This is a genomic window from Mycolicibacterium chitae (genome assembly GCF_900637205.1).
GTDB classification, from domain to species: Bacteria; Actinomycetota; Actinomycetes; order Mycobacteriales; family Mycobacteriaceae; genus Mycobacterium; species Mycobacterium chitae.
Window position 1 is genome coordinate 1,575,495 of sequence record NZ_LR134355.1, and the last position, 25,299, is coordinate 1,600,793.

The 25,299-nt window shown below is 68.8% G+C and carries 20 protein-coding genes and 1 tRNA gene; 15 read left to right on the top strand and 6 right to left on the bottom strand.

Annotated features, from left to right (window positions below; all coding sequences use genetic code 11):
• Window positions 1-32: 32 nt before the first annotated feature.
• The 4 genes from EL338_RS07605 (at window position 33) to EL338_RS07620 (ending at window position 2,280) form a co-directional block, all read left to right on the top strand.
• A complete protein-coding gene (locus EL338_RS07605; RefSeq protein WP_126333168.1) occupies window positions 33-356 on the top strand; it encodes a hypothetical protein in 324 nt (107 codons plus the stop codon).
• On the top strand, window positions 353-649 hold the full coding sequence (locus tag EL338_RS07610; protein WP_126333169.1) for a hypothetical protein: 297 nt from the start codon (window positions 353-355) through the stop codon (window positions 647-649). The genes EL338_RS07605 and EL338_RS07610 overlap by 4 nt, the downstream gene beginning before the upstream one ends.
• The gene (locus EL338_RS07615; RefSeq protein WP_126333170.1) at window positions 646-864 is read left to right on the top strand and encodes a hypothetical protein; all 219 of its coding nucleotides are present in this window, start codon (window positions 646-648) and stop codon (window positions 862-864) included. Before EL338_RS07610 ends, EL338_RS07615 begins: the two co-directional genes overlap by 4 nt.
• 222 nt (window positions 865-1,086) lie before the next feature.
• A complete protein-coding gene (locus tag EL338_RS07620) occupies window positions 1,087-2,280 on the top strand; it encodes a hypothetical protein (protein ID WP_126333171.1) in 1,194 nt (397 codons plus the stop codon).
• Between the two features lie 372 nt (window positions 2,281-2,652).
• Here EL338_RS07620 and EL338_RS07625 read toward each other — a convergent pair whose 3' ends face one another.
• The 3 genes from EL338_RS07625 to EL338_RS07635 form a co-directional block, all read right to left on the bottom strand.
• Window positions 2,653-2,940, bottom strand: coding sequence for a hypothetical protein (locus tag EL338_RS07625; protein ID WP_126333172.1), 288 nt, complete (start codon window positions 2,938-2,940; stop codon window positions 2,653-2,655).
• On the bottom strand, window positions 2,940-3,422 hold the full coding sequence (locus EL338_RS07630; RefSeq protein ID WP_126333173.1) for a hypothetical protein: 483 nt from the start codon (window positions 3,420-3,422) through the stop codon (window positions 2,940-2,942). Before EL338_RS07630 ends, EL338_RS07625 begins: the two co-directional genes overlap by 1 nt.
• 90 nt (window positions 3,423-3,512) lie before the next feature.
• A tRNA-Arg gene (locus EL338_RS07635) sits at window positions 3,513-3,586 on the bottom strand.
• Window positions 3,587-3,790: 204 nt separating this feature from the next.
• On the opposite strand from EL338_RS07635, the gene EL338_RS07640 reads away from it, so the two are divergent.
• From EL338_RS07640 to EL338_RS07660, 5 genes are all read left to right on the top strand, one after another.
• The gene (locus EL338_RS07640; RefSeq protein WP_235666484.1) at window positions 3,791-4,984 is read left to right on the top strand and encodes an alpha/beta hydrolase; all 1,194 of its coding nucleotides are present in this window, start codon (window positions 3,791-3,793) and stop codon (window positions 4,982-4,984) included.
• A 103-nt stretch (window positions 4,985-5,087) separates the two neighbouring features.
• The gene (locus EL338_RS07645; protein WP_126333175.1) at window positions 5,088-6,557 is read left to right on the top strand and encodes a WS/DGAT/MGAT family O-acyltransferase; all 1,470 of its coding nucleotides are present in this window, start codon (window positions 5,088-5,090) and stop codon (window positions 6,555-6,557) included.
• Window positions 6,557-8,203: an HAD-IB family hydrolase/lysophospholipid acyltransferase family protein gene (locus EL338_RS07650; protein ID WP_126333176.1), complete on the top strand. Its 1,647-nt coding sequence runs from the start codon at window positions 6,557-6,559 to the stop codon at window positions 8,201-8,203. Before EL338_RS07645 ends, EL338_RS07650 begins: the two co-directional genes overlap by 1 nt.
• Window positions 8,200-10,536 carry a glycerol-3-phosphate 1-O-acyltransferase gene (locus EL338_RS07655; protein ID WP_126333177.1) on the top strand — a complete coding sequence of 779 codons (2,337 nt, stop codon included), beginning with the start codon at window positions 8,200-8,202 and terminating at the stop codon, window positions 10,534-10,536. Before EL338_RS07650 ends, EL338_RS07655 begins: the two co-directional genes overlap by 4 nt.
• Before the next feature lie 33 nt (window positions 10,537-10,569).
• A complete protein-coding gene (locus tag EL338_RS07660; protein ID WP_126333178.1) occupies window positions 10,570-12,573 on the top strand; it encodes a bifunctional copper resistance protein CopD/cytochrome c oxidase assembly protein in 2,004 nt (667 codons plus the stop codon).
• Between the two features lie 664 nt (window positions 12,574-13,237).
• Here EL338_RS07660 and EL338_RS07665 read toward each other — a convergent pair.
• On the bottom strand, window positions 13,238-14,488 hold the full coding sequence (locus EL338_RS07665) for an HNH endonuclease signature motif containing protein (RefSeq protein ID WP_126333179.1): 1,251 nt from the start codon (window positions 14,486-14,488) through the stop codon (window positions 13,238-13,240).
• A gap of 188 nt (window positions 14,489-14,676) precedes the next feature.
• Here EL338_RS07665 and ssb point away from each other — a divergent pair, with 188 nt between their 5' ends.
• The 5 genes from ssb to EL338_RS07690 all read left to right on the top strand — a co-directional run bounded on the left by ssb (window position 14,677) and on the right by EL338_RS07690 (window position 22,989).
• Window positions 14,677-15,129 carry a single-stranded DNA-binding protein gene (gene ssb, locus EL338_RS07670; RefSeq protein WP_126333180.1) on the top strand — a complete coding sequence of 151 codons (453 nt, stop codon included), beginning with the start codon at window positions 14,677-14,679 and terminating at the stop codon, window positions 15,127-15,129.
• Window positions 15,130-15,300: 171 nt separating this feature from the next.
• Window positions 15,301-16,974: an energy-dependent translational throttle protein EttA gene (gene ettA, locus EL338_RS07675; RefSeq protein ID WP_126333181.1), complete on the top strand. Its 1,674-nt coding sequence runs from the start codon at window positions 15,301-15,303 to the stop codon at window positions 16,972-16,974.
• Between the two features lie 80 nt (window positions 16,975-17,054).
• Window positions 17,055-21,914 (top strand): NAD-glutamate dehydrogenase, encoded by a 4,860-nt coding sequence (locus tag EL338_RS07680; RefSeq protein WP_126333182.1) that lies wholly within the window; start codon window positions 17,055-17,057, stop codon window positions 21,912-21,914.
• Entirely contained in the window at window positions 21,914-22,327 is a 414-nt protein-coding gene (locus EL338_RS07685) for an acyl-CoA thioesterase (protein ID WP_126333183.1), read from the top strand. The genes EL338_RS07680 and EL338_RS07685 overlap by 1 nt, the downstream gene beginning before the upstream one ends.
• Window positions 22,324-22,989, top strand: coding sequence for a DUF8185 domain-containing protein (locus EL338_RS07690; protein WP_126333184.1), 666 nt, complete (start codon window positions 22,324-22,326; stop codon window positions 22,987-22,989). The genes EL338_RS07685 and EL338_RS07690 overlap by 4 nt, the downstream gene beginning before the upstream one ends.
• 4 nt (window positions 22,990-22,993) lie before the next feature.
• On the opposite strand, the gene EL338_RS07695 is transcribed toward EL338_RS07690, so the two are convergent.
• Both EL338_RS07695 and EL338_RS07700 read right to left on the bottom strand, forming a co-directional pair.
• Window positions 22,994-23,395 (bottom strand): globin, encoded by a 402-nt coding sequence (locus EL338_RS07695; RefSeq protein ID WP_163792067.1) that lies wholly within the window; start codon window positions 23,393-23,395, stop codon window positions 22,994-22,996.
• Window positions 23,396-23,401: 6 nt separating this feature from the next.
• Window positions 23,402-24,436 carry a sensor domain-containing protein gene (locus EL338_RS07700; protein ID WP_197721922.1) on the bottom strand — a complete coding sequence of 345 codons (1,035 nt, stop codon included), beginning with the start codon at window positions 24,434-24,436 and terminating at the stop codon, window positions 23,402-23,404.
• Window positions 24,437-24,583: 147 nt separating this feature from the next.
• Here EL338_RS07700 and EL338_RS07705 point away from each other — a divergent pair, with 147 nt between their 5' ends.
• A complete protein-coding gene (locus EL338_RS07705; protein ID WP_126333187.1) occupies window positions 24,584-25,243 on the top strand; it encodes an HNH endonuclease in 660 nt (219 codons plus the stop codon).
• Window positions 25,244-25,299 lie beyond the last annotated feature (56 nt).

Here is a 25,299-nt window from a genome sequence, read left to right on the forward strand (position 1 = left end):
CAACCCGCCCACGACGACCCCGAGGACAACGAATGAGCACCGACGACAACATCATCGAGTTCAAGATCCGCCAAGCCACCGAGAAGCTCATCGGACAGATAGAGCCACGGTTCAAGGTCTACGACGACCCACGGACCTACGCGACGGCCGAGCTGGACCGCGTGGTGTGCGACGTGTTCGGCTGGCTCGAACCGTTCGAGCCAGCGGCCGACACCTGGCGTTCGATGCCGCTGCGGTTGGTCCACCACGCTGGTGCGGGCTGGCATCTTGAATGCGGCCCGGTAAACCTCGACGCCGCCGACATCGCACTGTTGCGCCAAGCCATCGAGGCCTACGACGCGGCGGTGGGCCGATGAGCTACGCCGACCCCTCAGCGCTGTTCGCCAGCCTCGGCGGGATACCTCTCCTGCCTGGCGCCGCCTGCGTCGGCCGGTCTGAATTGTTCGACGAACGCGCCGACCACGAGGACCCTGACGACCGGAAGTACCGCCACGACAAGGCCGTCCGAATCTGCCGAGCCTGCCCAGCGCAGCCCGACTGCACAACGTGGTTCGAATCCCTACCCACCGCCCAGAAACCGACCGGCGTGATTGCCGGCCGCAACCACGAACCATCTACCCGCCGACCCCGAAAGAAGACCGCAGCATGAGCCAGGCCCGTTTCACCGTCGGATACAACGACGACGGAATCGTCATCCAGATCGCCACCACGACCGCGACCGCGCCGATTGTGTTGCGCCCCAGTGACGCCCTCGACCTTTTCCACGCACTCGGCGCAGCCATCCAAGACTTCGACGCCCACCGCCAGCTCGTCGCCGAAGTCAACGCCATCGACACCGGCGACAATGACGGACACCAGGGCTAGAATCACAAGCAAGCCCACCGTTGTGGGTGGCAGTACCCGGCCCCACCGTTGTGGACGCCGAGGCAAGTTGAGGACCGTTGTCCGCCTTGCTGTGTACGTCTCTAGTTCCTTTTCGCGGTTCAAAGGGTTCGGTGCCGCGCTGCTGTCGGTTCTTCCACTCCGGCAGCGCGGCACCGCCACCCACCGATTCCGCTATCCCTCTTGCTTGAAAGGCAAACCGATATGTCCAAGCGCAACAACATCGACGAGCTCGTCACCGTGTCCGACGAGGAACTACGCGGCCGGCTCGAAACCGTCACCGCCCGAATCCAAACCCGCGTCGACCGGGCGCAGACCGAAGACCGTGACCTGTCCACCCGCGAGAGCGACCTGACCCGTCAGGACATGGACGAACTGCGTGCCATCCGCGACGCCTACGAGGTCCGCGACGCCGAACGCACCGAGCGCGAGCGCGTCGAAACCGAATCCCGGACCCGCGCCGCCCAAATCGGCTCCGCCATCGACGAGCACCGCGCCGGCAGCCGGCAGGCATTCACCAACGGCGCCGCCCCGAGCCTGCTGGTCAGTGCTGACAATCTGCACCGTCACGCCGCAGCGATGGCAGCCGGCCAAACCTACGGTGCCGTGGAAACTCGAGCCACCGTGCAGGTCAACCCCGCCGCCGGCAGCTCGACGGGTTCACCGGCCGCATGGGCGCAGACCGGCCCCCGCGACCCCCGCCACCTCATCGGCTACGCCGGCATCCCGGTCCAGCAGCTCACCGGCGACAAGGCCGTCCTCGCGCAGTACACGCTGCCCTCCGGCGCGTCCGGGGTCGACGAGGTCACCCCCCACGGTGAATACGACGACGTGGTGGACGTGCCGCTGACCGCCGTCCGCTACGGCCGATGGTCCAAGGTGTCCGCCGCTGTCGACCAGTTCGTGACACTGGAAGGACTGAGCAACGCCCACGCCGTCGGCATCGCCCGCGACCTGGATCTGTCCGCCGTCAGTGCCATCGAATCCGCGGCCGCCTCCGCACTGGCCTTCGAGACCGATGTGGCCGGCCACATGCGCTACGCGGCCAACACCGTTGCCGCCAACGTGTACGCACAAGTCGAGGATCTCGTCATCGTCGGTACGCCCGCCGATATCGCGGTCCTGCAAGCCGTGCACCCGGCCAACGGCCCCGACGCCGGCAGCGTCACCGCACGATTCGCCGGCGCCCGCCTGTACCCGTCCCAGGCCGCCACGGCGGGACTGCTGACCGTGTTCGCGCCCGCCGCGTTCGCCGTCTTCATGTCCCCGCTGCAATCGGCGTCCCAGATTGACCCCACCGACGGGTCGAACCGATTCGGGAGCTGGCTGCACGCCACCCCCGTCGGACAGGGACTCGTCGGCGGCGCCGTCTCCATCGCGACGGTCGACGGCTCGTAACCCCCTCGGCGGTGGCCCGGACCCCTGGCAACCCCAGCGCGGTCCGGGCCATCACCGTTTTTTGACCGACCCCCCACCTGACCCCCGGCGCAGTCAGGAATCTCTCTCCGATACCCCCCCTCCCCCCTGATTGGGCGGCATTCCGCCGTCATCGCCCCAGAATCCGCCCAGAACGCCCGGAGTCCGTACCGGCTACGATCCCCGGCCGCCTTGTTTTTTTCGCGCGGGGAGAGAAATCCTGACTGCGCCGGGGGTCAGGTGGGAGCTCTCCAAAAAATGGCCCCGACCACCTAACGGGTGGTCGGGGCCATTGGTCGAGTCATCCTCGGCCAGGTGTGTCACTTTGATACACCTGGTCGAGTCATCCTCGGCTCAGGTGGCGCCCCCTGCGGCCGCCCCACTCTTGGCGTTCACGATGGCCTGACCCAACGCCAGGGCCAGATACGTCGCGTCCTCAACGCTGAGCCAGATCTCACCGCCGTATCCCTCATCCTCAGGGTTCTCGATGCCCACGAGCACCGGCTTCGGAAAGCCCTCTTGCAGCGAAGTCCACACGTAGGCCCGCCGCGACCTGCCCGCGAAGACGCCATCTGTCCAGGTGTGTTCCTTGTGGCCCTCGCCAGCGCTCTCGCACCAGTCGAATTCACACGTTGCGCTCATCACTTCACCCACCCGTCGACCTGCGCGGCCAGCGCCAGCAAGACCGCGGCGAGGTGGCGGGCCTGGTCAGCGTTCAGGTTCTCCGGCGCGCCGTCGAGGTACAGCATGGGCGGCTCGGGGTCGCTGCCGGATTCGATGTGGCCGTCACGCCACTGAATGCAGGAGAACGACACTGTCACGTCGCTGTCGATGATGCGGTGGGTCGCGCCCAGGACGATGCGGCGGTCATCGCCGCCAGATCCCCAATCGTCGATGTGTTCCGAACCGGGTGGGGGAGCAGGGTCAGCGAGTGCGGTGGTCATGGCTGCACTGTCCGCTAGGGGTACGACACGGCTCGTATCCTGCGTGGTCTTTTCGCCCATGCAGCCTCGGGCGTGTGCGCCGATGCAGCCGCAGCATGTGCGGGTGGCCGAGTCGATCTGCCAATTTGGGTCGGCCCAGGCGGCATCGACTGTCTCGGTGGTGGATTCGGTGGTGGTCATAAGACGTCTCCGTTTCGGTCGGCGCCGACCCGGACTGACGTCACTGTTGTGCGTATCTTGCGCGGATTCGCAAATACGCTGGTCAAGTTGCGCCCCCGGCAGGAATCGAACCTGCGACCTAGAGATTAGAAGGCTCTTGCTCTATCCAACTGAGCTACGGAGGCAATGTGCAGGTAGTTTAGCCAACCCCGGCCCCGGCCCACAGTGCGCGCCACGCGAAGCGGCAAATGCGTTTGAATGGCAGCAGGTTTGGCTACTGTGTGACTCACGGCACAGCGGTGGGCGACGATGCCCGAGCCGGAATGCGAGGGTGTGTTGCGATGACGCTGGTGACGGATGCGGTCGAGCCTGCCGCCCGCCCGGGGCCGATGCAGACGGCGCTGGGCCTGATCGCCAATCCAGTAGGGACTTTCCAGGCCGCCTCGGTGCTGCTGCGCGGGGCGCCGTCGCTGGCCGGCTGGTTGGCGGGCTGGGCCATCACGGAGTTTCCGCTGCGCGTGCTCACCGGGCACGCGTTGTCCTCGGTCAACGCCGCCCCGGTCAACCGCTTCACCGCCGGTCTGGCCGCCCAACGCGCCGACAGCGTGCTGCAGGAGGCGCTGACCGAGACGCACGGATCCGACTACGCCGAGAAGGTGTCCCACCCGGTCACCGACCCGACCATCCGCCGGCACAGCGTCGCCGGGGTGTGGCGCGCCGCGCAGCGCAGCCGGTACGCCACGGTCACCCGCAACCTGTCCTATGGTCCGGGCGGGCGTGACCACCTGCTCGACATCTGGCGCCGCCCCGACATCACCCCCGGCGCCAAGGCACCGGTGCTGCTGCAGGTGCCCGGCGGGGCGTGGGCGCTCAGCGAGAAACGCGGTCAGGCCGTCCCGCTGCTGAGCCGGATGGTCGAACTGGGCTGGATCTGCGTGACCATCAACTACAGCCGCAGCCCGTTCAGCGCCTGGCCGGCGCACATCATCGACGTCAAGCGGGCCATCGCCTGGCTGCGCGAGAACGTCGCCGACCACGGCGGCGACCCCGAGTTCATCGCGATCACCGGCGGCTCGGCGGGCGCGCACATCGGCTCGCTGGCGGCCCTGACGGCCAACGACACCGCGCTGCAACCCGGATTCGAGGACGTCGACACCAGCGTCGCCGCCGCGGTGCCCTACTACGGCGCCTACGACCTGACCGACCCGGCCAACATGTGCGAGTTGATGCTGCCGTTCCTGGAGAACTTCGTCATGCGCGCGCGACTGGCCGACGCCCCGGACCTGTACCGGGCCGCGTCGCCGATCGCCCACGTGCACCGCGACGCCCCGCCGTTCTTCGTCCTGCACGGCCGCAACGACGCGGTCATCCCGCACACCCAGGCCCAGTCCTTCGTCGGGGCGCTGCGGGGAGCCGGCGCCGCGACCGTCGCGCACGCCGAGTTGCCCAATGCCCACCACGCCTTCGACACCATCGCCACGGTGCGCTCACAGATGGTGACCGACACCGTCGCCGACTTCCTCGGCATCACCTATGGTCGGCATCGCACGGGCCTGGACCGCGTCGTTCACCACGTGGGGTGATCCACGCCAATCGGCTCTCGCCGAACCGGCGCTGAGACTAGCGTGGACGGCGAGCCGGACCCTGCGCGCGACGACCACGAACCTATGGAGGGTTTGAGACACCTTGGCGAGCGATTCCTTCGACGCGTCCGCGTTCTCCGATGAACTCAGTGCCGTCGACCAGCTGCTGCACCGCGGCGAGGCCAACCCGCGCACGCGGTCGGGAATCATGGCCGTCGAACTCCTCGAAGCCGCGCCGGACTGGCAGCGCTACCGCGCCACCTACGAGAACGCGTCCCGGCGGGTGCCGCGCCTGCGGCAGAAGGTCGTCATGCCGACGCTGCCCACCGCGCCTGCGCGCTGGGTCGTCGACCCCGACTTCGATCTGGACTTCCACGTCCGTCGGGTCCGCGCTCCCGAACCGGGCGGCATCCGTCAGGTCTTCGACCTCGCCGAGGTCATCCAGCAGTCGCCGCTGGACATCACCCGGCCGCTGTGGAGCGCCACGCTGATCGAGGGCCTCGAAGGCGGGCGGGCCGCGCAGATCCTGCACCTGAGCCACGCCGTCGCCGACGGGGTGGGCATGGTCGCGATGTTCACCGAGATCTACGACCTGGAACCGGATGCGCCGCCGCGGCCGGTGGCGCCGCTGCCGATCCCGCAGGACCTCTCGCCCAACGACCTGATGCGCTCCGGGCTCAACGCGCTGCCCGGCTCGATCGTCGGCGGCCTTCGCGGCGCGGTGTTCGGGGCCATCGGGGCGGTGGGCAAGGCGATCAGCCGTCCCGGTTCCGCGGTCTCCGGCGTGCTCGACTACGCGGGATCGAGCCGACGGATCGTGCGTCAGGCCGCGCCGCCGTCGCCGCTGCTGCGCCGGCGCAGCCTCTCCACGCGCACCGAGGCCATCGAGATCCCCCTGGCCGATCTGCACCGGGTGGCCAAGGCGGCCGGCGGCTCCATCAACGACGCGTACCTGGCCGGGCTGTGCGGCGCGCTGCGGCGCTACCACGAGGCCCTCGGCGTTCCCGTGCAGACGCTGCCGATGGCGGTCCCGGTCAACCTGCGCGCCGACTCCGACCCGGCCGGCGGGAACCGGTTCACCGGCGTCAACATCGCCGCCCCCATCGGCACCGCCGACCCGGCCGCGCGGATGCACAAGATCCGCGCGCAGATGACGCAGCGCCGCGAGGAGGCGGCCCTGGACCTGCTGGGGGTGGTGGCACCGGTGCTCTCGCTGCTGCCCGACCCGGTGCTGGAGTCGATGACGGGCTCGGTGATCGCCTCCGACGTCCAGGCCAGCAACGTGCCGGTGTATCCGGGGGACAGCTTCATCGCCGGTTCGAAAGTGTTGCGGCAGTATGGGATCGGCCCGCTGCCCGGAGTGGCCATGATGGTGGTGCTGGTCTCGCGCGGCGGCTATTGCACCATCGCGGCGCGCTACGACCGGGCCGCGATCACCGACGAGGCGCTGTTCGCCCGCTGCTTTGCCGACGGCTTCGACGAGGTGCTCGCGCTGGCCGGTGACCCGGATCTGCGGGTGGTCCCGGCCTCGTTCGACACCCCCGATGCCTCGACCAACGGATCGGCGGTGTGATGACAACCCCACGCGATATGCGACTGCCTGGCTCGGTGGCCGAGGTCAAGGCCAGCCCCCGCGGGCCGAAGATCGGCGCGTTCTTCGACCTGGACGGCACGCTGGTCGCCGGGTTCACCGGAGTCATCCTGACCCAGGAGCAGTTCCGCCGCCGCGAACTGGGCCTCGGCGACCTGATCGGCATGATCCAGGCCGGTCTGAATCACCAGCTGGGCCGCCTCGAGTTCGAGGACCTCATCACCTCGGCGTCCTCGGCGATGCGGGGCCGGTCCATCACCGACATGGACCAGGTCGGCGAGCGGCTGTTCAAGCAGCACATCGAATCCCGCATCTACCCGGAGATGCGGGAACTGGTGCGGGCGCATCTCGACCAGGGCCACACCGTGTGTCTGAGTTCCTCGGCGCTGACCATCCAGGTCGAGCCCGTCGCGGAGTTCCTCGGCATCCCGAACACGCTGACCAACCGGTTCGAACTCGACGAGGACGGCGCGCTCACCGGCCAGGTGGTGCGGCCCATCCTGTGGGGGCCGGGCAAGGCCAACGCCGTGCAGAAGTTCGCGGCCGAACGCGGAATCGACCTGAAGGACAGCTACTTTTACGCCGACGGCGACGAGGACGTCGCGCTGATGTACCTGGTGGGCCATCCCCGCCCGACCAACCCCGAGGGCAAGATGGCCGCGGTGGCCCGCCAGCGCGGCTGGCCCATCCTGCGGTTCACCAGCCGCGGCGGCCCCAGTCTTACCGGCACGCTCAAGACGCTGGTCGGCGTCGGCTCCGTCGTGCCGATCGCGGCCGGCGCCATCGGCTGGGGGCTGCTGACCCGCAGCCGGCGCCGCGGCATCAACTTCTTCACCGGTAACTGGGGGGCGATGCTGCTGGCCTCCAGCGGGGTCAAGCTGAACGTGCTCGGCCGGGAGAACCTCACCGCGCAGCGGCCCGCGGTGTTCATCTTCAACCACCGCAACAACTTTGACCCGATCATCACCAGCGCGCTGGTCCGGGACAACTTCACCGGGGTCGGCAAGAAGGAACTCGCCGACGATCCGCTCGCCGGCACCCTGGGCAAGCTGATGGACGCGGTGTTCATCGACCGGGACAACACCGAGGCCGCCGTCGCCTCCCTCAAACAGGTCGAGGAACTGATCCGCAAGGGCCTGTCCATCGTGATGGCCCCGGAGGGCACCCGGCTCGACACGACCACCGTCGGCCCGTTCAAGAAGGGCCCGTTCCGCCTGGCGATGGCGGCGGGCATCCCGATTGTCCCGGTGGTCATCCGCAATGCGGAGGTCATCGGATCCCGCGATGCGACGCTGATGCGCCCCGGCACCGTCGACGTCGTGGTGTATCCGCCGATCCCGGTGCAGGACTGGACGGTCGAGGATCTCGAGGACCGGATCGGCCAGGTGCGTCAGCTGTACCTGGACACCTTGGCGTCTTGGCCCGAGGACGAGGTGCCCGCCGTCGACCTGGGTGCGCCGACGAAGAAGCCTGCGAAGAAGGCCGCCGCGAAGAAGGCCCCCGCCAAGAAGGCGCCGGTCAAAAAGGCTACAGCCAAGAAGAAGACAGCCAAAAAGACTGCGGCCAAGAAGGTTTCACCCAAGAATGCCGAGCCGGGGGAGGCCCCGCCGGTGCGGGGTCGGCCATGACCAGCCGCAACGGCGACCGCGCGCTGCCGGAGGTCACCATCGACGGCGACGCGCTGGTGCTCGCCTCGGTGACCTCGCCGGCCGAACTCGACCTGCTGACCGACTGGTTGCGGGCGCAGCGTGCCGCGCACCCGGGCGCCGACATCGAGGTGATCCAACTGCCGGCCGACGAGCCGCCGCCCGGCGTGATCGCCGAACTCGTCGAGCAACTCGAGACCGGTGACGACCGCGCGGTGGTCCCGGTGCGGGTGTTCTGGGTGCCCGGCGGCCTGCCGACCCGGGTCAAGATCGTCGGGCTGATCCAGGGCCGCGACACCTACCGTCCGCCCGAGATGCTGCAGCGGCGCATCCTGCGCCGGGACAAGTCGCGGGCCACCGTCGTCGCCGGCGAACCCGCCAAGGTCTCCGAACTGCGCCAGCAGTGGCAGGACACCACCGTGGCCGACTCACCGCGCGAGTTCGCCCGGTTCGTGCTGCGGCGCGCGTCGCTGGCCATCGAACGGATCGAGTTGCGGCTGCTCGGACCCGAATACAAGTCGCCGCGGCTGGTCAAGCCGGAGATGTTGGCCTCCAGTCGATTTCGGGAGGGCCTGGAACAGATCCCGGGCGCCACGGTCGAGAAGGCCGGCGAGATGCTCGACGAGTTGGCCACCGGCTGGAGCCGATTCTCCGTGGACCTGATGCCGAACCTGGGCCGGGCCATCTTCAGCCGCGGTTTCGATCCCAACATCGACTACGACGCCGACGAGATCGAAACCCTGCGCGGCGCGCTGGAGCGCCACCCCGCGGTGCTGCTGTTCTCGCACCGCTCCTACCTCGACGGGGCCATCGTGCCGGTGGCCATGCAGGAGAACCGACTCCCGCCGGTGCACACCTTCGCCGGGATCAACCTGTCCTTCGGCTTCATGGGCCCGCTGATGCGCCGCTCCGGTGTCATCTTCATCCGCCGCAAGCTCGACGACCCGCTGTACAAGTACGTGCTGCGCCAGTTCGTCGGCTACATCGTCGAGAAGCGGTTCAACCTCAGCTGGTCCATCGAGGGCACCCGTTCGCGCACCGGAAAGATGCTGCCGCCCAAGCTCGGTCTGCTGGCCTACGTCGCCGACGCCTACCTCGACGGGCGCAGCGACGACATCCTGCTGCAGCCGGTGTCCATCAGCTTCGATCAGCTGCACGAGACCCGCGAATACGCCGCCTACGCGCGCGGCGGGGAGAAGACCCCCGAAGGTGTCAGCTGGCTGTACAACTTCATCAAGGCGCAGGGGGAGCGCAACTTCGGCAAGATCTACGTCCGCTTCCCGGCCGCGGTGTCGATGCGCGAATACCTCTACCTGCCTCCCGGCGAGCCCGAGATGGAGGAGGCGGCCAAACGCCTTGCGCTGCAGAAGATGGCGTTCGAGGTGGCCTGGCGCATCCTGGATGCCACCCCGATCAACGCCACCGGGCTGGTGTCGGCGCTGCTGCTGGTCACCCGCGGCATCGCGCTGACCCGCGATCAGGTGCACCACACGCTGCAGGACTCGCTGGACTACCTCGAACGCAAGGGCACCCCGGTCACCGAATCCACCCGTCGGCTGCGCAGCGCCGACGGGGTGCAGGCGGCGCTGGACGCGCTGTCCGGGCGCAACCCCGTCACCCGGGTCGACGGCGGACGCGAACCGGTCTGGAAGATCGCCCCCGAGGACGAGCACGAGGCCGCGTTCTACCGCAACTCGATCATCCACGCCTTCCTGGAGACCTCGATCGCCGAACTGGCGCTGGCCTATGCGGGCCGAGCCGACGGCGACCGGCTCGAAGCGTTCTGGTCGCAGGTGATGCGACTACGGGACCTGTTGAAGTTCGAGTTCTACTTCGCCGACTCGGCGGCCTTCCGCGCACATATCGCCGAGGAGATGGCCTGGCTCGACGACTGGGAGACCCGGCTGGCCGACGGGACGGACGTCGAGGCGCTGCTGCACGAGATGCGGCCGCTGATGGCCCACGCCATGCTGCGGCCGTTCATCGAGGCCTACGAGATCGTCGCCGACGTGCTGCGCGACGCCCCGGCGCAGATCGAGGAGAAGGAACTGACCCAGCGGGCGCTGGGGGTGGGCAGCCAACGGGCGGCGCAGCGTCTGGTGCGCAGCAACGAGTCGGTGTCGGCGCTGCTGTTCGCCACCGCGCGGCAGGTGGCGGCCGACCAGGGCCTGCTGGAACCCGCCCCGGATCTGGCCCAGCGGCGCGAGACGTTCCTCACAGAGTTGCGCGGCATCCTCGCCGACATGCACCAGGTGCACATGATTTCTCGGCAGCAGTTCATGGAACGCGAGGCCGCCGCCCACCAGACCGTTTAGCGTCCGCGTTCGATCTGGTCATACTCTGATGCGGTGACCTCCTCAGTTACCGGACAGCGCACCGCGGTGTGGCCGGTGCTGCTCGGGGTGGGCCTGCTGGCCGGCGGCACGGCCGCCGGGCTGGCCGCGCTGTCGCTCGCCGACGCGCTGACCGCCACCGGCCTGCCCGATCCGGGCCCGGTGACCACGCTCGGTCTGCCGTTCGTGCGGGCCGCCGGCGAGATCGCCGCGACCCTGGCCGTCGGGTGCTTCCTGTTCGCGACGTTCTTCGTCCCGCCGCAAGCCAACGGGGTGCTCGACGTCGGGGGATACCGCGCGCTGCGGACCGGCACCGTCGCCGCCGGCGTGTGGGCGGTGTGCGCGGCGCTGCTGGTGCCGCTGACGGTGTCCGACGTGTCCGGCCAGCCGATGCTCGACCACCTCAACCTGATGGACGTGTGGTCGGCGGCGAGCCTGATCGACACCGCCGACGCGTGGCGCTGGACGGCGTTCCTGGCGGCCGGGGTGACGCTGGCCAGCATTCCCGTGCTGCGCTGGTCGTGGACCCCGGTGCTGTTCTTGGCCTCGCTGGTGACGCTGATCCCGCTCGGGTTGACCGGGCATTCGGCCGCCGGCGGCTCCCATGACGTGGGCACCAACAGCCTGTTGATCCACCTGGTGGCCGCGGCGCTGTGGGCCGGTGGACTGTTCGCCCTGCTGGCCCATGCGCTGCGCGGCGGCGAGCACGGCGCGCTGGCCGCCCGGCGGTTCTCCGCGGTGGCGCTGTGGTGCTTCGTGGCGATGGCCGCCTCAGGTGTGATCAACGCGCTGATCCGGGTGCGCCCCGCCGACCTGATCGACACCACCTACGGCGCGCTCGTCGGCGCAAAACTGCTGGCGCTGTGCCTGCTCGGGTTCTTCGGCTGGCGGCAGCGCCGATCCGGTCTGGTGGCGCTGGATGCCGACCCGAACGCGCGCGGGCCGCTGATCCGGCTGGCGCTGACCGAGGCCGTCATCCTCGGGCTCACCTTCGGGGTGGCGGTGGCGCTGGGCCGCACCCCGCCGCCCCCGCCGCGGGTGCTCAACCCGTCGATCCCGGAAGTGGAGATCGGCTACAACCTGGACGGCCCGCCGACGCTGGCCCGGGTGCTGTTCGACTGGCGGTTCGACATGATCTTCGGCACCGCGGCGATCGTGTTCGCGCTGGTCTACGTGGCCGGGGTGTGGCGGCTGCGCAAGCGCGGCGACGCCTGGCCGACCGGACGACTGGTGGCCTGGCTGTTGGGTTGCGCGGTGCTGCTGTTCGCCACCTCCTCGGGGCTGGGCCGCTACATGCCGGCGATGTTCAGCATGCACATGGGCGCGCACATGATGATGTCGATGCTGGTGCCGATCCTGCTGGCCCTCGGCGGACCGGTGACCCTGGCGCTGCGGGCGCTGCCGGTCGCCGGGCGCGGACAACCGCCCGGCATGCGGGAATGGCTGCTGGCCGCGTTGCACAGCCGGGTATCGAAGTTCTTCACGAACCCGATCATCGCCACGGCGCTGTTCGTCGCCGGTTTCTACGGGCTGTACTTCGGCGGCATCTTCGACTCGGCCGCCAGCGACCACGCCGGCCACGTGGCGATGAACTTCCACTTCCTGGCCACCGGCTACCTGTTCTACTGGTGCGTCATCGGCGTCGATCCGACGCCGCGACCGATGCAGCCGCTGGCCAAGCTCGCGATGGTCTTCGGGTCGCTGCCGCTGCACGCCTTCTTCGGTGTGGTGCTGATGGGGATGAACACCGTCCTCGCGGAGCCCTTCTACCGGTCGCTGCAACTGCCGTGGCACACCGATCTTTTGGGCGATCAGAAGCTCGGCGGAGGCATCGCCTGGGCGGCCGGCGAGGTGCCCCTGGTCATTGTCATGATGGCCTTGTTGATCCAGTGGTCGCGCAGCGACCGGCGCACCGCCAAACGGCTGGACCGCGCCGCCGACCGCGACGACGACGCCGACCTGGCCGCCTACAACAACATGCTCGCCGAGTTGGCGCGCCGGGAGAAGCAGGGGCGTTAGACCCTGGCCCCGCCCACGGTGTCCTACCGGTGCGTGAGGAGGCGCTGCCGGTGATCTCGGTCGATCGGCCGGCGTCGATACCGTCGGGTGAGGACTTGTTGGCCGGGGCCTGGAGAATCGATCGGCGATGTGCTGAGTCGGCGGTGACGGACGGCTGATACCGGCGCTCGGATGGCGGCAGGCTTCCTACTTAAAAGCGCTAGAAAAACTTGGACAACTTGGGCACGGTCGAAAAACTCTTCGACCTGCACAAACACGCTTACTCGAAAGCACTCGAAAAGTAGAACGGTCTACGGAGCTAGATCAATCTCGCGAGCATCGACGCCGCACGCGGATCCTTCTTCGACTTTCCATTCCACCTTGGACTCGGCGGCCAGCACGTCGACCACCTCGTTGAGCTCACCCCCCGGTCAGCGCTGGGTGAAGCTCGTCGTTGAAGGTGCGGATTGTGAACATTGCTCTCTCACAGTCATTGTCGAGCAGCGGCAGGGCGCGTAGGAGTCCGGCGCAGTTGTTGTCGACGATGATGGCGCGGCAACCAACACGATCTGGCCACTGTGGTGACCGGGGGAGTTGCGCCGTTGCGGCCCAGTGATGGTGCCGGAGACCACGATCTGCCCGGAGAAGGTCAATCACCTTGTAGCGCAGGTGGTTACGGGCCGTGCTAGTTGGTGTTCGGTGGTGGTTGGGGTTGGAAGGGGTCGTACCACCACCATTGGGCGCGTTCGCCGGTGGGCCCGGGACACGGTGGTACGTCTGGTGGTGGGTTTTGGGGTGGTCGGGCCAGGGCGCCGGGGTGTAAGGGTTGGCCGTCGGGGTTGGTGACGACGAGTTGGTGGGCGGGTCCGGTGAGGGTGATCAGGCCTTGGTGGTGGGCGCGGTGGTGGTAGGGGCAGACCAGCACGAGGTTGTCGAGTTCGGTGGGGCCGCCGTGTTCCCAGTGGATGAGGTGGTGGGCGTGCAGGCCGCGGGTGGCTGCGCAGCCGGGCACGACGCAGTGTTGGTCGCGGTGTTCCAGGGCGCGGCGTAGGCGGCGGCCGATGGTGCGGGTGGTCCGGCCGGCGCCGATCGGGGTGCCGTCGCGTTCGAACCAGGCTTCGGCGGTGGCGTCGCAGGTGAGGTATTGGCGGTCGGTGTCGGTGAGCAGGGGGCCGAGGTGCAGGTCGGCGAGGCGGGCTTCGAGGTCGAGGTGGACGACGAGGGTGGTGCGTTGGCCGTGGGGGCGGCGGGTGGCTTCGGCGTCCCAGCTGTCTTCGACCAGGCGTGTGAAGGCGTCGAGTTGGGTCGGCATCGGGGGTCGCAGCTCAGCCGCGCCGGCGCCGTCAGCGTCGTGGTCGCGTTTCCAGTCGGTGATCAGGGCGTCGTGGTGGGATTGCAGGGCGGCGTCGAAGGTGGCTGCGGCTAGCGGTGAGAGGCGCAGGCGATAGTCGACGTGGTTGCCGCGGTCGGTTCTGGTGATCGCCGGCGGCGCCGACTGAGGTTCGGGTTCGGGGCGTGGTGCGAGTTTGATGGCGGTGCGGAGTTGGCTGACGGTGGCGTAGGGGGCCAGTTGGGCGTAGTGGGCGTCGGAGCCGTCGGCGGCGCGTTCGGCGATGACGCCGACTTGGTCTAGGGACAGGCGGCCGTCGCGTAGGTATTGGGTGCATTGGGGGAATTCGTCGCGGCGGTGTGCCACTGCGGCGAGGGTTTGGGCGTTGTTGGGGGTGAGGCCGGTTTTCCAGGCGATCAGGGCGGGTAGGGAGCGGGCGCCGGTGTTGCCGCAGAGGCCGTCGTGGTCGATTTCGGCGATGATGTCGACGATGCGTCCGTCGATGGCGTTGCGTTGTCCGGTCAGCTCCGCCAGCTCGTCGAAGAGCACCTCGATGCGCGCGTCGCCGTGCATTTCGGCGGGGGCCGCAGGCGCGATCGAGGACATGACAGCAGCATCGCCACGGCGTCTGACACATGCGCCCGCTGTGGCGTCCGATTAGCCCGTCTATTCACAGTCTCGACTCCATCCACAACCCGGTCGGGAGCCCTCACCGTTGTCGGCCGGACCGTCGGTCCCGGCGGGCTGACTGGCAATCGCACAAGCCAGTGCATCCCGCATCGAAAGGACCGAACATGTTCGACACCTCCTTGACCGTCATCGGCCGACTCGTGAATGCTCCCGTCCTGCGCCGGGTCGGTGACGCCCAAGTGGCCAACTTCCGGCTGGCCAGCAACTCCCGGCGGCGCACCCCCGACGGCACCTGGGAGCAGGGCAACTCGTTGTTCCTGAACGTGAGCTGCTGGGGCAACCTCGGCATCGGCGTCGCCGCCAGCCTGGCCAAGGGTGACGCGGTGGTGGTCACCGGGTTCGTCTACACCAGCGAGTACGACGATCGCGACGGCAACCGCCGCTCCTCGCTGGAGATGCGCGCCCATGCCGTCGGACCCGACCTGGCGTACTACGTCGTCAAGGTGGGCCGGGTGGTCGACAACGAACAACCCGATGCCGAGGTCTATCAGGACGAGCGGTTGTCGGATGCCGCGGCCGTCGATCTCCTCGACGAGCCCGAGCCGCTGCCCGTCTGAGGCCGCGACCGGCGGTTATCTCGCATTACTGCCGCACGGCCGGGTTGAATGGTCGCGCTCCTCCACGGGGCTCGTCCCTCGCCCCGCTGCGTCGCCCGCCTAGGATGGTCAGAAGCGTTGCCTAGAGCAACCCCCGAAACTCCTGCAAGACCAGAAAGGCGACACTGCGGCATGGCTGAGTTCATCTACACGATGAAAAAGGTCCGCAAGGCGCACGGCGACAAGGTCATCCTCGACGACGTCACGCTGAACTTCCTCCCCGGAGCCAAGATCGGTGTGGTGGGCCCCAACGGGGCCGGCAAGTCGAGCGTCTTGCGGATCATGGCGGGCCTGGACAAGCCCAACAACGGCGAGGCCTTCCTGGCCAACGACGCGAGCGTCGGCATCCTGTTGCAGGAGCCGCCGCTGGACGAGACCAAGACCGTGCGGGAGAACGTCGAAGAGGGCGTTCCCATCAAGGCCAAGCTCAACCGGTACAACGAGGTTGCCGAGCTGATGGCCACCGATTACTCCGACGAGCTGATGGAGGAGATGGGCAAGCTCCAGGAGGAGCTCGACGCCGCTGACGCGTGGGACATCGACTCGCAGCTCGAGCAGGCGATGGACGCGCTGCGCTGCCCGCCGCCGGACGAGCCGGTGACCCACCTCTCCGGTGGTGAGCGCCGTCGCGTGGCGCTGTGCAAGCTGCTGCTGAGCAAGCCGGACCTGCTGCTGCTCGACGAGCCCACCAACCACCTCGACGCCGAGAGCGTGCTGTGGCTCGAGCAGCACCTGGCCGCCTACCCGGGCGCCATCCTGGCGGTCACCCACGACCGGTACTTCCTGGACAACGTCGCCGAGTGGATCCTCGAGCTCGACCGTGGCCGCGCCTACCCCTACGAGGGCAACTACTCCACGTACCTGGAGAAGAAGGCCGAGCGGCTCGAGGTCCAGGGCAAGAAGGACCAGAAGCTGCAGAAGCGGCTCAAGGACGAACTGGCCTGGGTCCGCTCGGGCGCCAAGGCCCGCCAGGCCAAGAACAAGGCCCGGCTGCAGCGCTACGAGGAAATGGCGATCGAGGCGGAGAAGACCCGCAAGCTCGATTTCGAGGAGATCCAGATCCCGGTCGGTCCCCGGCTGGGCAACCTCGTGGTCGAGGTCGAGCATCTCGACAAGGGCTTCGACGGCCGCCAGTTGATCAAGGACCTGTCGTTCACGTTGCCGCGCAACGGCATCGTCGGCGTCATCGGTCCCAACGGCGTGGGCAAGACGACGCTGTTCAAGACCATCGTCGGTCTCGAACAGCCCGACAGCGGCGTCGTCCGCGTCGGTGACACCGTCAAGCTCAGCTACGTCGACCAGAACCGCGCCGGCATCGACCCGAAGAAGAACGTGTGGGAGGTCGTCTCCGACGGTCTGGACTACATCCAGGTCGGTCAGAACGAGATCCCCTCGCGCGCCTACGTCTCGGCCTTCGGCTTCAAGGGCGCCGATCAGCAGAAGCCGGCCGGGGTGCTCTCCGGTGGTGAGCGCAACCGCCTGAACCTGGCGCTGACGCTCAAGCAGGGCGGCAACCTGATCCTGCTCGACGAGCCGACCAACGACCTCGACGTCGAGACCCTGGGTTCGCTGGAGAACGCGCTCGAGAGCTTCCCGGGTTGCGCGGTGGTCATCAGCCACGACCGGTGGTTCCTGGACCGCACGTGTACGCACATCCTGGCGTGGGAAGGCGACGACGCGAACCCGGCCAAGTGGTTCTGGTTCGAGGGCAACTTCGGGGCCTACGAGGAGAACAAGGTCGAGCGTCTCGGTGAAGAGGCGGCGCGTCCGCACCGAGTGACCCACCGCAAGCTCACCCGCGACTAGTCTGACGGCGGCGTGCCGGTGAGCCGCATCAGCGGTGACTCCAACGGCGGAGCGGCACGGCGCTGAGTCAGGAGTGTCGCATGACGGTGAATCAGCCCAAGGCCCACGCGGCCACCCCGCACGACCGCCCGGGAGCTGATTCGCCCAGTCCGACACCGCCGCCGTCCGAGGCGGCGGCGACGGTGCGGGCGGCGCTGCAGGAGACCTACCGGGGCCCGCACGGCGACGCCCCGCAGACCGACCGCGGCGACATCGTCGACGACGCCGCGCTGGCGGCTCAGCTGGAGCTGGGCCGCCGGCGGGAGCGCGGCGAGACCAAGGTGGCCTACCTGCCGGGGCCCGACTCCGCGCTGCTGATCGTCACCGACCAGTCCGCGATGCTGATGGATTCGGTGACCGTGCTGATGCACCGGGTCGGGCTCGCCTACACCGCGATCATGAATCCCACGCTGCGGGTACGCCGCGACGACACCGGCGAGTTGCGCGCACTCGAACCCGTCACCGACGCCGCCGACACCGCCGACGACAACACCGACGACAACGAGACCTGGATCCACATCCAGCTCGCCCCGACCGCCGACCGGCGCACCGTCGCGAAGGTCGAAGACCTGATCCCCAACGTGCTCAGCGACAGCCGCCAGGTGGCCCGCGACTCCGCGGCCATGGCCACCGAACTGCGGCAACTGGCCGAACACCTCGACGGCGACGCCGCGGATGACGCCGGGGCCGAACGCCGCGACGTCGCCGAATGGCTGCGGTGGCTGCTCGACGGGCACTTCGTCCTGCTGGGCTACCAGCGCTGCCCGGTCAGCGACGGGCGGGCCACCGTCGAGGAATCCAGCCGGCTCGGCGTGCTGCGCTGGCGTGAAGAGGTCCTGCCGGAGCTCACCGGCAACGGCGAGACGCTGGTGCTCGCGCAGGCGACCGCGCCCAGCTACCTGCGCTACGGCGCCTACCCGTACGTGGTGGTGGTGCGCGACCGCGGCGGCTCCACCACCGTCGAGCACCGCTTCGTCGGGCTGTTCACCATCGCCGCCATGAACGACAACGTGCTCGACATCCCGCTGATCTCCCGGCGGGTCCAGGAGGCGCTGCGGCTGGCCGGTCAGGACCCCAGCCGGCCCGGACAACTGCTGCTCGACATCATCCAGACCGTGCCGCGCTCGGAACTGTTCGCGCTGTCGGCCCAAGAGCTGCTCGACATGGCGATGACGGTGATCGACCTCGGATCCCGGCGCCGCACACTGCTGTTCGCCCGCGCCGACCAGCTCGGGCATTTCGTCTCCAGCCTGGTGTACCTGCCGCGCGACCGCTACACCACCGCCGTGCGCCTCGAGATGCAGGATATCCTGGTCCGCGAGTTCGGTGGCACCGGCATCGAATACTCCGCGCGGGTCAGCGAATCACCCTGGGCGCTGGTGCATTTCACCGTCAAGCTGCCGCAGGGTACCCGGCCCCGGGACGTCGACGTCTCCCCGGAGAACAAGACCCGCATCCAGGGCTTGCTGACCCAGGCGGCGCGCACCTGGGGGGACCGCTTCCTGGGTGCGGCCGTCGGCGACGCCATCGACCAGAGCACCGCCGAGCATTACGCCACCGCGCTGCCCGAGTCCTACCGCCAGGCCGTCAGCCCGGTCGACGCGCTGGCCGACATCGGCATCATCGAAGGCCTGGCCGACGGTGGCGTGCAGCTGATCTTCGCCGGTGACACCGAAACCCGGATCCACCGGCTGACCTGGTATCTGGGCGGCCGTTCGGCGTCGCTGTCCGAACTGCTGCCCATGCTGCAGTCCATGGGCGTGGTCGTCCTCGACGAGCGGCCGTTCTCGGTAACCCGCCCCGACGGGCTGCAGGTGTGGATCTATCAGTTCCGCATCTCGCCGCACCCCACCGTCCCGCCCGCCGAGGCCGACGAGATCGACGACGTCGCACAGCGCTTCGCCGACACGGTGACCGCGATCTGGAAGGGCTCAGTCGAGATCGACCGGTTCAACGAGCTGGTGCTGCGCGCGGGGCTGACCTGGCAGCAGGTGGTCGTCCTCCGCAGCTACGCAAAGTACCTGCGGCAGGCGGGTTTTCCCTATAGCCAGGCGCACATCGAGTCGGTGATGAACGACAACGCGCACACCGCGCGGTCGCTGATCGAACTCTACGAGGCGGTCTTCGATCCCGCCCTGGGCGAAAGTGCGGCCGAAAGCGGTCGTTCGCAGGCCGCGCAGGCCGCGGCCGCGGCGGTGGCCGCCGACATCGATGCCCTGGTCAGCCTGGACACCGACCGGGTGCTGCGCGCCTTCGCCTCGCTGATCCAGGCGACGCTGCGCACCAACTACTTCGTCACCGCCGACGGCTCGGCGCGCGGCCAGGGGGTGCTGGCCACCAAGCTCAACCCCGGGCTGATCGACGAATTGCCGTTGCCGCGGCCCAAATTCGAGATCTTCGTCTACTCGCCGCGCGTCGAGGGTGTGCACCTGCGGTTCGGCGCGGTCGCGCGCGGCGGTCTGCGGTGGTCGGATCGCCGCGAGGACTTCCGCACCGAGGTGCTGGGCCTGGTGAAAGCGCAGGCGGTCAAGAACGCCGTCATCGTCCCGGTGGGCGCCAAGGGCGGCTTCGTCGTCAAGCAGCCGGCGCTGCCCACCGGCGACGCGGCCGCCGACCGCGAGGCCACCCGCGCCGAGGGCGTCGCCTGCTACCGGTTGTTCATCGGCGGCCTGCTGGACCTGACCGACAACGTCGACACCACCAGCGGCGCGGTGCTCCCGCCCCCGCAGGTGGTGCGCCGCGACGGCGACGACGCCTACCTGGTGGTCGCCGCCGACAAGGGCACCGCGACGTTCTCCGATATCGCCAACGAGGTCGCCGGATCCTATGGCTTCTGGCTCGGTGACGCGTTCGCCTCCGGCGGTTCGGTCGGCTACGACCACAAGGCGATGGGCATCACGGCCAAGGGGGCGTGGGAGAGCGTCAAGCGGCACTTCCGGGAACTCGGCGTCGACACCCAGGCCCAGGACTTCACCGTCGTCGGCATCGGCGACATGAGCGGCGACGTGTTCGGCAACGGCATGCTGCTCTCGCCGCACATCCGGCTGGTGGCCGCGTTCAACCACCTGCACATCTTCGTCGACCCGCAACCGGATGCGGCCCGGTCCTGGGAGGAGCGCAAGCGACTGTTCGAGCTGCCGCGGTCCACTTGGGACGACTACGACAAGTCGCTGATCTCCGCCGGGGGCGGCGTCTTCAGCCGGCAGCAGAAGTCGATCCCGATCAGCGCGGAAATCCGCACCGCCCTGGGCCTTTCCGACGACGTCACCGAGATGACGCCGCCGGCTCTGGTCAAGGCCGTCCTCAAGGCGCCGGTGGACCTGCTGTGGAACGGCGGGATCGGCACCTACATCAAGGCCGAGGCCGAATCCGACGCCGAGGTCGGCGACCGCACCAACGACCCGCTACGGGTCAACGCAAATCAGGTGCGCGCCAAGGTGATCGGCGAGGGCGGCAACCTGGGTGTGACGCCACGCGGGCGGGTGGAGTTCGACCTGTGCGGGGGCCGGATCAACACCGACGCCCTGGACAACTCGGCCGGCGTGGACTGCTCGGATCACGAGGTGAACATCAAGATCCTGGTCGACTCGCTGGTCACCCAGGACAAGGTGCGCCCGGACCAGCGCTCGGAACTGTTGGAATCGATGACCGACGAGGTCGGGGCGCTGGTGCTCGCGGACAACGCCGCCCAGAACGACCTGATGGGCACCAGCCGCACCAACGCCGCCAGCCTGCTCAACGTGCACGCCCGCCAGATCAAGGAACTCGAGGACACCGCCGGACTCAACCGTGAACTCGAGGTGCTACCGGCCGACAAGGAGATCCACCGCCGCACCGAGGCCGGGATGGGCTTGACCTCACCGGAACTCGCGACGTTGATGGCGCACGTGAAACTGGCGCTCAAGGACCAGGTCCTGGCCTGCGAGCTGCCCGATCAGGACGTGTTCGCCGCGCGGTTGCCGGCCTACTTCCCGGCGCAACTGCGGGACCGCTTCGTCCCGGAGATCCGGCACCATCAACTGCGCCGCGAGATCGTCACGACCATGCTGGTCAACGACGTCGTCGACACCGCCGGCATCAGCTTCGCCTACCGGGTCACCGAGGACACCGGCGTCAGCTACGTCGACGCGGTGCGCAGCTACGTCGCCACCGACGCCATCTTCGGGATCGGTGACACGTGGCGGCGTATCCGTTCCACTGCGCTGGAAACCCGGATGCCCGTGGAGGTTTCCGACCGGATGACGCTGGACCTGCGGCGGCTCATCGACCGGTCGTGCCGGTGGTTGCTCAACAACCGGCCGCAACCGCTCGCCGTCGGCGCCGAGATCAACCGGTTCGGCGCCAAGGTGGCCGCGTTGCGCCCGCAGATGCCCAAGTGGCTGCGCGGGGACGACCGCGCGATCGTGGCCAAGGAGGCCGGCGAGTTCACCGATCAGGGCGCCCCCGAGGACCTGGCCTACCTGGTGGCCACCGGGCTCTACCAGTACAGCCTGCTCGACATCATCGACGTGGCCGACATCGCCGACCGCGACGAGGCCGAGGTGGCCGACACCTACTTCGCGTTGATGGACGCGCTCGGTGCCGACGGTCTGCTGACGGCGGTGTCGGGGCTGGCGCGCGATGACCGGTGGCACGCGTTGGCGCGCTTGGCGATTCGTGACGACCTCTACAGCTCGTTGCGGCTGCTGACGCTGGACGTGCTGGCCGTCGGGGAACCGGAGGAAACCGGCGAGGAGAAGATCGCCGAGTGGCAGCAGACCAATGCGTCGCGGCTGGAGCGGGCCCGTCGTACCCTGACCGAGCTGCGTGCCCACGAGTCGCACGACCTGGCGACCCTGTCGGTGGCCGCGCGCCAGATCCGTAATATGACCCGAGCAAGTGGAACAGGAGCTTCCGGATAATGGGCGAGCGTTACATCACACCGGTCCCGGTGCGTTGGTCGGACATCGACATGTACCAACACATCAACCATGCGACCATGGTGACCATCCTCGAGGAGGCCCGGGTTCCGTTCCTGTCCGACGCCTTCGGCCCCACCATCACCACCACCGGACTGCTGATCGCCGAGGTCAAGGTGTCCTACAAGGGGCAGCTGCGGCTGGTGGATTCGCCACTGCAGGTGACCATCTGGGTGAACCGGCTGCGCGCGGTCGATTTCACGCTGGGCTACGAGGTCCGGTCGGTCAACGCCGATCCGGATTCGCGGCCCGCCGTCATCGCCGAAACCCAGCTGGCCGCTTTCGATATCGACGAACAGAAGCTGGTCCGGCTCTCGCCGGAGCACCGCGAGTACCTGCAGCGGTGGCTGCGGTGACGTTTCCGCCGGCGGAACGCGGCCTGTGGCTCTCCGGTGACTTCGACCGGATCGACCTGGCCATCTTCACCGACCGCGCCCTGCGGCTGGACGACGCCGCGGTGATCCGGCTGCGCACCCGCGGCCCCGACACGGTGATTGCCTGGGTGGCAACGGGTTTCGATGTGCTGGCTAGTCGCGTGGTGGGCGGCAGGGTCAAGCCCGAGGATCTGTCGGCCGGCGCCGACGCGTTGGCGATGGGCCTGGCGGCGGGGCCCGGGGCGGGCTACGTCGACCCGGGGTTCGCGATGGATTCGGCGTGGCACGGCGGCCTGCCGCCGGAGTCCGGGTTCGTCCACGTCGACGACGTCCCGGCCCGGGTGATGCTCGACCTCGCCGACCGCGGGGCCGAGTTGGCCCGCGAGCACGGCAGCGCGCACGGCCCGCCGGTGTCGCTGCTGGACCAGGAGGTCATCGCGGTCAGCGCCGGTGACGTCAGCGTGGGCGTGCCGATGCGCTGCGTATTCGCCCTGACCGCAATGGGTTTCCTGCCGCAGTCGGCGCAGGACGTGGCGGCCGACGAGATCGTGCGGGTGCGGGCGCAGGCGGCTTGGCTGCGGATCGACGCCCGGTTCGGCTCGGTCTACCGGCGCCGCGGCGACCCCTCGGTGGTGCTGCGCTGAACCCTCAGAACGGGGCGTTCACCATGGCCTCGGCGGCCATCTCCAGGTAGTCCAGCAGTTCCCGGCGGTGCGCGTCGTCCAGCGTCACGGAATCGATCTCGGCGATGGCGGTGCGCATGCACCGCAGCCACGCGTCGCGTTCGATGAAGCCGATCCGGTACGGGACGTGCCGCATCCGTAGCCGCGGATGCCCGCGTTGATCGGAGTAGGTGCGCGGCCCGCCCCAGTACTGCTCGAGGAACATCCGTAGCCGGTTCTCGGCGCCCTCGAAATCGTCCTCCGGGTAGAGCGGGCGCAGGATCTCGTCCTCGCGCACCAGCTGATAGAACCGCGAGACGATGGCGTCGAAGGTGCGGTGGCCGCCGACGGCGTCATAGAACGACTGTGTTTGGTCCACCTCTCCCATTGTGGCTCAGGACGGGATTCGCGCCAGGATGCGGTCGGCGATCGTCCCGGCCTCGCCGGAGACGCTGGGCGACACCAGGCTGACCTCGATGACGGTTTTGCCGCGCACCGCCATGATGCGGGCCTGCGGCACACCCGGCCCGGTGGTGATGGTGTTCTGCAGCGTGACGCGCTCGGCGGTCCCGCCCGGGGTGCCGATGTCCCAGCTCAGATCGCCGCTGGAGGCCGTGACGGTGAAGGTCTTGCCCGCGCACTCCTGCCATTGCGCCCGGTTCTCGGCGACGAAGTCGCGCGCCGCGGCGGGGCTGCGGAACTCCGCGGCGAGCTGCTCGACCATGGTCGCGTTGCTGGTGTCGCTGAAGCTCGAGCGCTGGAACCCGACCGCGCCGCTCTTGTCGTAGACGGTGTCGATGCCCGGGGCCACCGCACCCACGCACTCCGCCGGATCCGCGCTCGCGTCGCCGGCTTCCCCGGAGCCGCCGCCGGAACCGGACTTCGTCTCGCTCATCCGGGGCATGTCCAGCAGCGAACGCACCTCGTCGAGGCTCAGCAACACCGGTGCCGTCGCCGGCAGTTGTCGCGACGGTGCCGTCGGCTGGGTGGGGGAGACCACCTGATCCGGTGCCGTCGCGGTCACCGAGGAGTTCTCCCGGGGCCCACTGGCCAGGACCAAGGACAGCGCCACCCCGACGACAGCGACGGCGATGAGCGCATACGACAGCGTCACCCCGATCAGCGCGCGGTCGCGGCCCCGCTGCCCGGTGCGAGCGATCTGACCCAGCGCCAGGTGGCCCAGCACCGCGCCGACGGGGGCGAACAGGAACGCGAACACGATCGACCACGTCGCCAGCGGGTTCGTCGGCGGGTGCGGGTATGGCGGCGGATAGCCGCCCGGGCCCGGTGGCGGACCGTACGGGCCGTACCCGCCGTAGGGCTGCGCAGGCGGGTAGGGCACGCCGGCCGGCGGCTGCCCATACGGATACTGAGGCCCCGGCGGACCCGTGTACTCAGGACCTCCCGGGTGGTAGTTGCCGTAGGTCATACCCGCCATTCAAGCGGATTGCGTTTGGGCCGTGGACACCGGGCGACGTTGTGCGATACCCGCTGTTCACGTGATTGACCTGCGAACACGATCAGAATTGTCGTGCGCTTGGCCCCAATCCGTGGTGGACTGTCCGACGGAGGACCTATGGCGCAGCGCAAACGCAACCTGGCTAGAAGGATGGGCTCCCGAGCGTCGGCTAACCCGACGGGGCCCAGCGGGGGCACGTCGCTGCACAGTGTGGAAACCGCCGCAGCACCCCCGCACGCCCCCTATGACGGCGTCTCGCTGTGGAGTCGACGACGGGTCCTGTTGCTCAACGCCACCTACGAACCGCTGACCGCGCTGCCCATGCGGCGGGCGATCGTCATGGTGCTCTGCGGCAAGGCCGACGTGGTGCACGACGACCCCGCCGGCCCCGTCGTGCACTCCGCGACGCGCGCCATCGCGGTGCCCTCGGTGATCCGGCTGCGCACCTACGTGCGGGTGCCTTACCGCGCCCGGATCCCGATGACCCGGGCGGCGCTGATGCACCGGGACCGGTTCCGCTGCGCCTACTGCGGCACCAAGGCCGACACCATCGACCACGTGGTGCCCCGCAGCCGCGGCGGCGAGCACACCTGGGAGAACTGCGTGGCGTGCTGTTCGACGTGCAACCACCGCAAGGCCGACAAGCTGCTTTCCGAGCTCGGCTGGGACCTGCGGTTGGCGCCGCTGCCCCCGAAGGGACAGCACTGGCGGCTGCTGTCGACCATCAAGGAGCTCGATCCGGCCTGGATGCGCTACCTCGGCGAGGGCGCGGCCTGACTTTGGGCCGCCTTGCGCGGCCGTGCGAACGACCGTGAGATAAGTTGATCCCCGTG

What these genes read in the sequence shown, in the direction of transcription:
- EL338_RS07605 (WP_126333168.1), top strand. Translation starts at nt 33, where the DNA reads ATGAGCACCGACGACAACATCATCGAGTTCAAGATCCGCCAAGCCACC.
- EL338_RS07610 (WP_126333169.1), top strand. Translation starts at nt 353, where the DNA reads ATGAGCTACGCCGACCCCTCAGCGCTGTTCGCCAGCCTCGGCGGGATA.
- EL338_RS07615 (WP_126333170.1), top strand. Translation starts at nt 646, where the DNA reads ATGAGCCAGGCCCGTTTCACCGTCGGATACAACGACGACGGAATCGTC.
- EL338_RS07620 (WP_126333171.1), top strand. Translation starts at nt 1,087, where the DNA reads ATGTCCAAGCGCAACAACATCGACGAGCTCGTCACCGTGTCCGACGAG.
- EL338_RS07625 (WP_126333172.1), bottom strand. Translation starts at nt 2,940, where the DNA reads ATGAGCGCAACGTGTGAATTCGACTGGTGCGAGAGCGCTGGCGAGGGC.
- EL338_RS07630 (WP_126333173.1), bottom strand. Translation starts at nt 3,422, where the DNA reads ATGACCACCACCGAATCCACCACCGAGACAGTCGATGCCGCCTGGGCC.
- EL338_RS07640 (WP_235666484.1), top strand. Translation starts at nt 3,791, where the DNA reads ATGCAGACGGCGCTGGGCCTGATCGCCAATCCAGTAGGGACTTTCCAG.
- EL338_RS07650 (WP_126333176.1), top strand. Translation starts at nt 6,557, where the DNA reads ATGACAACCCCACGCGATATGCGACTGCCTGGCTCGGTGGCCGAGGTC.
- EL338_RS07655 (WP_126333177.1), top strand. Translation starts at nt 8,200, where the DNA reads ATGACCAGCCGCAACGGCGACCGCGCGCTGCCGGAGGTCACCATCGAC.
- EL338_RS07665 (WP_126333179.1), bottom strand. Translation starts at nt 14,488, where the DNA reads ATGTCCTCGATCGCGCCTGCGGCCCCCGCCGAAATGCACGGCGACGCG.
- ssb (WP_126333180.1), top strand. Translation starts at nt 14,677, where the DNA reads ATGTTCGACACCTCCTTGACCGTCATCGGCCGACTCGTGAATGCTCCC.
- ettA (WP_126333181.1), top strand. Translation starts at nt 15,301, where the DNA reads ATGGCTGAGTTCATCTACACGATGAAAAAGGTCCGCAAGGCGCACGGC.
- EL338_RS07680 (WP_126333182.1), top strand. Translation starts at nt 17,055, where the DNA reads ATGACGGTGAATCAGCCCAAGGCCCACGCGGCCACCCCGCACGACCGC.
- EL338_RS07685 (WP_126333183.1), top strand. Translation starts at nt 21,914, where the DNA reads ATGGGCGAGCGTTACATCACACCGGTCCCGGTGCGTTGGTCGGACATC.
- EL338_RS07695 (WP_163792067.1), bottom strand. Translation starts at nt 23,395, where the DNA reads ATGGGAGAGGTGGACCAAACACAGTCGTTCTATGACGCCGTCGGCGGC.
- EL338_RS07700 (WP_197721922.1), bottom strand. Translation starts at nt 24,436, where the DNA reads ATGACCTACGGCAACTACCACCCGGGAGGTCCTGAGTACACGGGTCCG.
- EL338_RS07705 (WP_126333187.1), top strand. Translation starts at nt 24,584, where the DNA reads ATGGCGCAGCGCAAACGCAACCTGGCTAGAAGGATGGGCTCCCGAGCG.